General features: G+C 69.5%; 9 protein-coding genes. 7 read left to right on the top strand and 2 right to left on the bottom strand.

Annotation, left to right across the window (positions count from 1 at the left end):
- From ON39_RS01400 to ON39_RS01370, 7 genes are all read left to right on the top strand, one after another.
- Positions 1-355, top strand: a 355-nt coding sequence (locus ON39_RS01400) for a DUF1727 domain-containing protein (RefSeq protein ID WP_040729834.1), incomplete at its 5' end; no start/stop codon positions are given.
- Positions 352-1062 (top strand): type 1 glutamine amidotransferase, encoded by a 711-nt coding sequence (locus ON39_RS01395; protein WP_040729828.1) that lies wholly within the window; start codon positions 352-354, stop codon positions 1060-1062. The genes ON39_RS01400 and ON39_RS01395, both read left to right, overlap by 4 nt.
- A gap of 114 nt (positions 1063-1176) precedes the next feature.
- Complete coding sequence (locus ON39_RS45530; RefSeq protein WP_083894193.1) at positions 1177-1869, top strand: DUF2637 domain-containing protein; 693 nt, start codon at positions 1177-1179, stop codon at positions 1867-1869.
- A gap of 61 nt (positions 1870-1930) precedes the next feature.
- A complete protein-coding gene (locus ON39_RS01385; RefSeq protein ID WP_040729822.1) occupies positions 1931-2365 on the top strand; it encodes a hypothetical protein in 435 nt (144 codons plus the stop codon).
- Between the two features lie 212 nt (positions 2366-2577).
- Positions 2578-3465, top strand: coding sequence for an ABC transporter permease (locus tag ON39_RS01380; protein WP_040729821.1), 888 nt, complete (start codon positions 2578-2580; stop codon positions 3463-3465).
- Positions 3462-4526, top strand: coding sequence for a taurine ABC transporter substrate-binding protein (locus tag ON39_RS01375; protein WP_040729820.1), 1065 nt, complete (start codon positions 3462-3464; stop codon positions 4524-4526). Before ON39_RS01380 ends, ON39_RS01375 begins: the two co-directional genes overlap by 4 nt.
- Before the next feature lie 2 nt (positions 4527-4528).
- A complete protein-coding gene (locus ON39_RS01370) occupies positions 4529-5308 on the top strand; it encodes an ABC transporter ATP-binding protein (RefSeq protein WP_051186181.1) in 780 nt (259 codons plus the stop codon).
- An 11-nt stretch (positions 5309-5319) separates the two neighbouring features.
- Here the strand turns inward: ON39_RS01370 and ON39_RS01365 are convergent, their stop codons facing one another.
- Together ON39_RS01365 and ON39_RS01360 are read right to left on the bottom strand one after the other, a co-directional pair.
- Positions 5320-6231, bottom strand: a complete 912-nt coding sequence (locus ON39_RS01365) for a transglutaminase family protein (protein WP_040729817.1) — start codon at positions 6229-6231, stop codon at positions 5320-5322.
- Complete coding sequence (locus tag ON39_RS01360; protein WP_444543772.1) at positions 6228-8912, bottom strand: circularly permuted type 2 ATP-grasp protein; 2685 nt, start codon at positions 8910-8912, stop codon at positions 6228-6230. Before ON39_RS01360 ends, ON39_RS01365 begins: the two co-directional genes overlap by 4 nt.
- Positions 8913-9266 lie beyond the last annotated feature (354 nt).

Raw genomic sequence — 9266 nt, 5'->3', positions numbered from 1 at the left:
GCACGCCGCCCGGCTGCTGCTGGCGAAGAACCCGGCGGGCTGGCAGGAGGCGCTGTCGATGATCGAGCCGAGCTCGGCCGGGCTGGTGATCGCGGTGAATGGGCAGGTGCCCGACGGCGAGGACCTGTCCTGGCTGTGGGACGTGCGCTTCGAGCATTTCGAGGGCGTCCAGGTGGTCGCCTCCGGCGAGCGCGCCACCGACCTCGCCGTGCGCCTGACCTACGCGGGCGTCGAACACACCACGGTGCCGAATCCCCTGCGCGCCATCGCATCCTGCCCGGCGGGCCACGTCGAGGTGCTGGCAAACTACACCGCGTTCCGGGATCTCAATCGCGACCTCGAGGCCACATCATGAGTGAATCGACCGTTCGGATCGGCCTGGTGCTGCCCGACGTCATGGGCACCTACGGCGACGGCGGCAACGCGCTGGTGCTGCGGCAGCGGCTGCGGCTGCGCGGCTACGACGCCGAGGTCGTCGAGATCACCCTCGGCGACCCGGTGCCGGACTCGCTGGACATCTATACCCTTGGCGGCGCGGAGGATTCGGCGCAGCGACTGGCCACCCGGCACCTGCAGCGCTACCCCGGACTGCAACAGGCGGCCGCGAAAGGCGCTCCGGTGCTTGCCATCTGCGCCGCCATCCAGGTGCTCGGCCAGTGGTACGAGACCTCCTCGGGCGAGCGCGTCGACGGCGTCGGCATGATCGACGTCACCACCTCGCCGCAGCCCAAGCGCGCGATCGGCGAGGTGACCACCGCTCCCATGCTCACCGGGCTCACCGCCGCGCTCACCGGGTTCGAAAACCACCGGGGCGGTACCAAACTCGGCGGCGACGCGACCGGGCTCGCCAAGGTCACCCGCGGCATAGGCAACGGGGTAGGCGACGGGCTGGAGGGCGTGGTGCAGGGCTCGGTGATCGGCACCTACATGCACGGCCCCGCGCTGGCACGCAATCCTGAGCTGGCAGATCTGCTGTTGTCGCGCGCGCTCGGCGTCACCGAGCTGGCTCCGCTGCCCATGCCGGAGGTCGAGCAACTCCGCCGTGAACGGCTGCGCGCGTAGGGCCGACCGCCAACAGGTGAAACATTGCCTGTTCACGGCGTGATCGTTCGGCAAAAGCGACTCGACCGATAGAGCTCCGGGGCGACGGGCAATTCACGCGCTACGCTCCCCGCTATGACGACGATCACGCCGGGGTTGCCCGCCGAATCAACGGCGCAACCGGTCATGCCACGCCGTCCGCCGATATGGACCCGCTGGCGCAGCATCCTACGGCCGCGTCCGTTGTATCTTTCGCTGATCGTCTCAGGGGTGGTGGCGCTCAAGGCATTCGAGATGTCGTTCGCCGCGCTACATCATCTGGCCGTGCGCAACCTCGTGGAGGCCGAACTGGCCTCGAATGTCCCCATCGCGATCGACGGCCTCGTCGTCGGATCCATCGTCGCCACCGCGTCGTTTCCGAAACGCAGTGTCGGCTGGTGGTACGCGACGGGGCTTTTCGTCATTTCGACCCTGGTATCGGTGGCCGGGAATATCGAGTACGCGCGCGAGATCGGCGGTGGGCCCGTATCGCTGATCATTTACGCGGGCATGCCGTTGACGCTGCTTTTCGCGGTGCACCTGACCCTGATTCTGCTGGGGCGCAACACCGTGCCGCGAGCGGCCTCGATCGACGTAGCCGACGACCAACTTTCGGTACCGGAGGACGTCGCTGAGCCGGTCACCTCGCCACAGCTCAACACGCTTCCCCCGGCCAACGGGCACGAGATCGCCAAGCAGGCCGCGGCGCCGTTCCCCACCGGCGCGAACAGCCCGATGCGCTTCAACACCTTCGACGCCGAGGGCCGAAAGCTGGTCAATCACCGGTGATCACGCGGCGATGATCCGCTGACTATTCAATTCACGCTCGACTATTCGATGGAGAAAACGCATGTCTCTCACTGTCTGGCAGGACCAGGACGTCGATCAGTTCCGTGAAGTAGCGAGCAGGCTCGCCTCGGTGATCCAGGGCAGCGTGGACCGATCGGGCGCGCTGAGCCAACTCACCGAAGCGGTGGAGAGCGGTGACGCGTTCACCGATCTGCTGATCGAATTCGCCGGCCGCTGGTTCCACGAGACCGGCGGGCAATCGGTGTTGATCGGGCCGGAAATGTTCTGGCTGCTGTCGGAGCCGAACCTGCGCAAAGGCATCAGCAGCGCGTTGCGCGGGCCGGAAACGGCGCCGGATCTGGAGTACTCGGTCAGTCGGCGCAGCCGAAAGCTCTTGCTGATCTGTGTTTTCGAGACTTTGGCGCAGAACCAGTGGCTCGCGGGCAACATCGGCGAGCACGTCGGCATGAACGGCGCCGTCAACGGAATAGGGTGATCGCTACCCGCGAGCGAACAATTAAATTCACGCCGTTCTCAACTCTCCCTTCGGTCGCCTCGGCCCGGATAGCGTCGAGGTTTGCCGAGTTCTGAGGAGAGTGCCGTGTCCGACGTTGTGCTGTGTCGGCGTGCAGTGCCGCCGGGAGCCGGTGGACTACGGCCAGCGGGTGTGTCGCGGCCGGGGGCCGATGTGCCGCGGCGGAGCGTCGAATGACCGCGATCACTACGCCGGACGCGCCGACGGTCGGTGCCGACGCACCCGTCGTCGCCGCACGGCGGACCAAGAACTATCGGCGGCTGATCGGCCCGGCACTGACCCGCGTCGGTGCTCTGGCGCTCGTGCTCGCGCTGTGGACGGCGATCACGGCCGCGGGCCTGGTCGATCCGCTATACCTTCCGTCGCCGCACGCGGTGTGGGACGCATTCGTACGAGCCAACTCTCGGCACCCGATCGCGGCGGGCGTGGACCGCACGGTGATCGGTGAGCAGAACTACTACCTGTGGGAGCATCTGCTGGCCAGCCTCCAGCGGATCGCCGCGGGCGTCGGCCTCGCGATCGTGGTGGGCCCGCCGGTGGGGTTCCTGATGGGCATGCTCACGCCGGTGCGACTGGTCACCGAGCCGATCCTGAACTTCCTGCGGGCGCTGCCGCCGCTCGGCTACATCGGCCTGCTGATCGTGTGGTTCGGCATCGGCGACCTGTCGAAGGTCTGGCTACTGTTCCTCGCCGCGTTCCCGCCCATCGCTGTCGCCACGCTGAGCGGCGTCACGGGCGTCAAACACGACTATCTCCATGCCGCCCGCGCGCTGGGCGCCGGTCGCGCGCAGGTGATTACGCGGGTGGTGCTGCCCGCGACGCTGCCCGAGGTGATCAGCGGCGTGCGGATCGCCACGGCGTTCGCCTGGACCACCGTGGTGGCCGCCGAACTCAACAACGGCATCCCCGGCATCGGCGGTCTCGCGTATATCGCGGGCACACAACTCAATACGCCGCTGACCATCGCGTGCATCATCGTGATCGGCTGCGCCGCACTCGTGCTCGACTCGGTCATCGGATTCATCGGTGCCAAGGCAGTTCCGTGGAAAGGCAAGGTATGAAAACCGCAGTGCGCCGGGCGATCACGGCCGGTCTGGCCGTGGCGGCCGTCGTCACGACGACCGCGGGGTGCGTCGAGTCCGGTCGCGGCGACACCGGATCCGACGGGGCGGCCGCCTGCCCGTTCGCGCCTGACGCCAGCGTGAACACGCGGGCGCGCATAGGCTTTCAGGCGATCCCGAACGCCGATCTGTTCGTCAAGGATCGCGGGCTGCTCGCCGCCTGCCTGCCGAACGCGAAGGTCGAGTGGAGCCAGTTCTCCTCCGGGGCCGACGTCGTCCAGGCGTTCGGCGCGGGCAGCCTCGACATCGGCACCATGGGGTCGAGCCCGGCGACGAAGGCACTGTCCGCGCCGCTGAACCTGCCGGTACGGGTGCTGTGGATCCACGACGTGATCGGCGCGTCGGAGTCGCTGATCGCCAAGGACAAGTCGGTCTCCTCGCTGGCCGGGCTGCGCGGCAAGCGCATCGCGACACCGTTCGGCAGCACCGCGCACTACAGCCTGCTCGCGGCGCTGAACCGAGCCGGCCTCGGCACCGACGTGCAGCTGATCAACATGAAGCCGGACGCGATTCCGGGCGCCTGGAACGGCGGTCAGATCGACGCGGCCTGGGTGTGGGATCCGACGCTGTCCAAGCTCGTCGAGGCCGGCGGTCACCTCGTCACCTCCAGCGCCGAGACCGCGGCCGCGGGCGCGCCGACCTTCGATCTGGCGGTGGCGGGCAAGAAGTTCCTCGACGAGAATCCGGGCTTCGCCGTGGTCTGGGCGAAGCTGCAGGACTACGCGGTGACCCAGCTGCGCACCGCGCCCGCGGACGCCGCCGTGTCGATCGGCGCGCAGCTCGGCATCGAGCCGAAGCTGGTCGGGCCGCAGCTCGCCGGCTACACCTACCTCGGCGCGGCCGACCAGGCCGACGCGAAGTATCTCGGCGGCGGGTTCGCCGGCGATCTGCGCAAGACGGCCGAGTTCCTGTTGAGCCAGGGCGGTATCGACGCGGTAGGCGACGAATCGGCCTATCGCGCGGGCATTTACGCTGACGCCGCCACAGGGGCGAGTTCGTGACCGTGCCGGACCGGCCGCGGGTCGTCCTCGCCGGGGTGAGCAAGAGCTATCCCGGCGCGGACGGCCCGACACAGGTGCTCGCGCCGACCGATCTGAGCATCGACGGCGGCGAGTTCGTCTGTGTCGTAGGGCCTTCCGGCTGCGGCAAGTCGACGCTGCTGAACATCCTCGCCGGGTTTCTCGCCCCGACCGAGGGCACGGTGCGGGTCGGCGGGCACGCGGTCACCGGACCCGACCCCGACCGCGGCGTCGTCTTCCAGCAACCCAATCTCTATCCGTGGCTGACGGTTCGGCAGAACGTGGAGTTCGGCCCCACGGTGCGTGGCGTGCCGCGTAGCAGGCGACGCGCCGAGGCCGAACGCATGCTGGCACTGGTCGGCCTCGACCACCTCGGCGACCGCCGGCCTTACGAACTGTCGGGCGGTCAGCAACAACGCGCGCAGATCGCCCGCGTGCTCGTCAACGATCCCCAGATCATCCTGATGGACGAGCCTTTCGGCGCGCTGGACGCCCTGACGCGGGAGAAGCTCCAGGGTGAACTGCGCGCCCTGTGGCAAGAACGCGGCAAGACAATCCTTTTCGTCACGCACGGCATCGACGAGGCCCTCCTGCTGGGCACCCGCGTCCTGGTCATGGGCACCCGGCCCGGCCGGATCGTCTACGACGAGCCGACCTCGTTCAAGGCCGACCTGCCCGATCCGTCCTTCACGAAGGTCCGCGCCCATCCCGGCTTCATCCGGATGCGCGACGAAGTCGCCGCCCACATCTACGCCGCCCACTAGCGCACCGCCGGTCAGTTCGAGATCGGTGACACATCGACCGAGACGGAGATCGAGCTCTCCTTGGCGTCGGTGTAGATGATGCCCCGCAGCGGCGGCACGTCGGCGTAGTCGCGGCCCCACGCGACCGTGACGTAGCGTTCGTCGCCGAATTGATCGTTGGTGGGGTCGAAGTCGAGCCAGTGACCGGCGCGGTCATCCTCGCCGTCGCCGGGCACCCAGACGGCGGACCAGGCGTGGGTGGCGTCGGCGCCGACCATGCGCTCCTTGCCGGGCGGCGGGTCGGTGGCGAGATACCCGGACACGTAGCGCCCGGCGAGTCCGTGCGAACGCAAGCAGGCCAGCCCGATTCGGGCGAAGTCCTGGCAGACGCCCGCCCGCTCCGCGAACACGTCGGCGACCCTGGTGGACACGGTCGTCGAGCCCGACCAATAGGTGAAGTCGGCGTAGATGCGGCTGGTGAGCTCGGCCACCGCGTCCAGCAGCGGTCGGCCCGGGGTCAGCGATTCGGCCGCGTACGCCGTGACCTCGGGGGTGATCTCGGGTGGGTGCAGATCGAGGGCGAACTCCACGGCCAGCGGGCCCGTCGCGCCGGTCGGTCGCGCCTGCTCCCACGGCCGTGCCGCCGGTCCGTCCGGTGCGTGCTCGGGGCGGTCCACCTCGACCACGGACTCACCCGAGACCACCAGGAGCCGGTGCGGCTCGGTGACGTGGAAGTAGGAGGTGGTGTTGCCGTAGACATCCGGGCCGCTCGACCGGTCCGAGGGCGCCGGGTCGATCGACAGCTCGTGCGAGATCAGCCGCTGCCCAGGAAACTCGCGCGGCGTCAGGTACGCGCGGCCGTAGGAGCCGGCGACCTCGTCGGAGTAGCGGTATGTGGTCCGGTGTATCACGCGATAGCGCCGAGTCACCGCGTCGACGGTCATTCGACCACCCGCGTGCTGCCCCACAGCGGCTGAAATCCGGTGGGCAGCGACAGTTTCGCGGCCTCGAACGAGTCCGACAGCTTGCGCAGCCGCAGCTGGACACCCTCCAGCAGTTCCAGGAGCTCGGTGCGGATGCCGTCGTCGTCGATCACGTCGAGATCGTCCGGGTCCACCCGCCGCAGCATCCGCTGCGCGTCGGCCGCAAGACGTTGCGGCCGGGACGATCCCGAAGCGCCCGGCAGCGCGCGCAGATCGGCCTCGATCCGGTCCAGCTGGAAGGCCAGCGAGCGCGGGTTGGCGGTGTCGAAGAGCAGCAACTCGGCGACCGAGGAGACGTGCACCGAATTACCGTGCCGCCGAAGGTAACTCACCTGCGACTCGGCGGCCCGCAGCACGGACTCGGTGACCACCCGCTCGGCCTCGGCCGGGTAGGTTCGCGTCATGGCCGCCGACATCAGCGCGGTGAGCGCCAGCCCGCGCTCGATCCGTTTGCCGATATCCATGACGTACCAGCCGGAGTCGCGGATCAGCGACTCCGCGCCGATGCCGGACAGCGACAGCAGCGCCGCCAAGGTCAGCGAGTGCACCGCCGACAGCGCGGTCTCCTTGTCCTCCTTCGTGTTCCGGTACTCCGCGAGCGCCCGGTCCACGGCGCTCAGAATCATCCAGGTGTCGGCGGACAGCTGATCGCGCACGGCCCGCGCGGCGTTCTCGTATCGGTCGACGGCGAAGGCCAGTGAACCGGGCAACTGACGTTCGATCGTCAACGCCACCAGGTATTCATATCCCGCGTGCGAGGCACCCGCGACGAGCGCGCGATCCGGGCCGGGGACCGCGCCGTCCTGTTCCTCCGCCGCGTCGGCCGCCGCCGCGATCGCGCGCCGCAACAGCCCGGGACGGATCGTCACGTTCATCTCCTCGGCGATGCTCGCGACGTCCTCGGACGAATCAGTCTCGGCCGCAATGGACTTCGCCGCGTCAGCGTCATGATCTGGTGAATCCTCCTCTGCCGCTCGGCACTTCGCGGAGTCGACGCCCAGAACCTCCGGAGGAGCGACCGTTGCCGTGGCATGAGCCAACGCCGCCATCAGCACGGGCATGGCGTCGGCCCCCTCCAGCCACGGCCGGTAGCGGAAGTCCTGATACCGGGCGTGCGCGGCGATGAGCAGGCGGGCGGCGGCCTCGGCGCGCTCGCCGTAGCGGCCCATCCAGAACAGATCGTTGAGCACGCGCGGCGAGCTGACCGTCGCGGCCACCGGGGCCGCCCGCCGTTCGCGCTCCTCCCGCGGCGGCTCGGCGCCGACCGCGGGCACCGCGCTGGGCGCCGCTCTGACCCAAATGTCCTTCGCCGCGATCTTTATCGCCGAGCGATCGGGCGACGTGCGTTGATGCAGCCGGCCGAGGCCGCCCGCCATCGCGGTGTACCCGCTGCGCCGCGCCATCGAGAACAGCCGCATGTCGACCGGCGCGGGCGCGAACCCGCCGTCGCCCTCGACGGCCGGCGCCACCGAGAACTGCGCAGGCTCCTGGCCGACCCACTGCCAGCCGCTGTGCTCGATCCGGGCCCGCAGGTCGGCCCGCTGCCGGCTCGACAGTCCGGGCCCGAAGACGGTGGCGCCGTCGACCGAGGAGCGAATGATCAACCGGCGCAGGTTGTTCGTCAGGTGGGCGCGCTCCTTCGCGTCGCCGCCCCAATAGGACGGCGCGCTCTCGAGCAGCAGGTCCTCGCCCAGCAGCGCCTGGGACAGGCGCGGGAGGAACCGGGTCAGCNCGGGGCTCTCCAGCAGGCCGCTGCCCAGCGTGTTCACCACGGTGACCGCGCCGCGCCGCAGCACCTCGACCAGCCCGACCACGCCGAGGCGCGAATCCGGCCGCAGGTCGAGCGGATCCGCGCACTCGGCGTCCACCCGGCGCAGCACCACGTCGACCCGGCGCAGCGTGCCCAAGGAGCGCATCCACAGCGCGGCGTCGCGCACCACCAGATCCGCGCTCTCCACCAGCGGGAAGCCGAGCATCGACGCGAGATTGGCCTGATCGAAGGCGGTCTCGGAGTGCGCGCCCGGACTCAGCACCACGACGAACGGATCGTCGGACGCGCCCTCCTGCGCCGATTCGATCAGCATCAGCCGCATGGCTCTGGCGAACGGGGTGAGCGGTCGCGGGTTGGAGTGCTCGAACGCCTCCGGGATCGCCGTGGACACCACCCGCCGGTCGGCCAGCGCGTAGCCCGCGCCGGACGGGGTCTGCGCCCAATCGGCGCTCACCCGGAACCGGCCGTCGCTCCAGCGGCTGATATCGCAGGCGTGCAGGAACAGCTGATGCCGTCCGGGCACCGTAATGCCGTGTGCGGCACGGACATAGCCGCGACAGCCGAAGACCACCTCGGGCGGCAGCAGGCCGCCGGTGAGCGTGCGGCGCGGACCGTAGACGTCGGTGAGCACCTCGTCGAGCACCCGCGAGCGCTGCACCAGGCCCGCCTCGAGCTCGGTCCAGTCGTCCGCGGAGATCAGCAGCGGGATGGGATCGAGCCGCCACGGCGCGTTCACCGGCTGCTCGTCCGGCGCGGCGATCTCGGTGTAGGTGATGCCGTCGTCCTCGATCAGCCTGCGCACCCGGTTGTCGAGTCTGCCGAGGCCGGTGGGTCCCAGCTCCACGAAGTCGGCGGACAGCTCGGACCACATCCGGCGCACCGTGCCGTCCGCGTCGACCAGCTCGTCGTAGTAGCCCTCGGTCGGCCTGCCGCACTCGTCGTAGGGCGCGCTCTCGACGCCGCCGGTGCGATACCGCGCGAGTTGCTCGGCGATCTGCTCGCGCGCGCTCGCCGTCGTCTCCCGCAGTGCGTCCTCGCGCATGGTCACCGCGCCGACCCCACTTCCGCTGTCAGACGTGCCCGACGGTCGCTGGACCAATTCCCGGACGGCCCGTGCGACGCGGCTCGAGGGGAGCCGCTACTCGACATCCGTGAATTGCTCCGCTATTTTCGCACGTAGCTCGCTTATATCGACGCACTGCGGCGAAGTCACCGGATTGCGCGA

The sequence above is a fragment of the Nocardia tenerifensis NBRC 101015 genome, assembly GCF_000308715.1.
GTDB classification, from domain to species: Bacteria; Actinomycetota; Actinomycetes; order Mycobacteriales; family Mycobacteriaceae; genus Nocardia; species Nocardia tenerifensis.
This window is presented reverse-complemented; position numbering and strand designations above follow the sequence as displayed.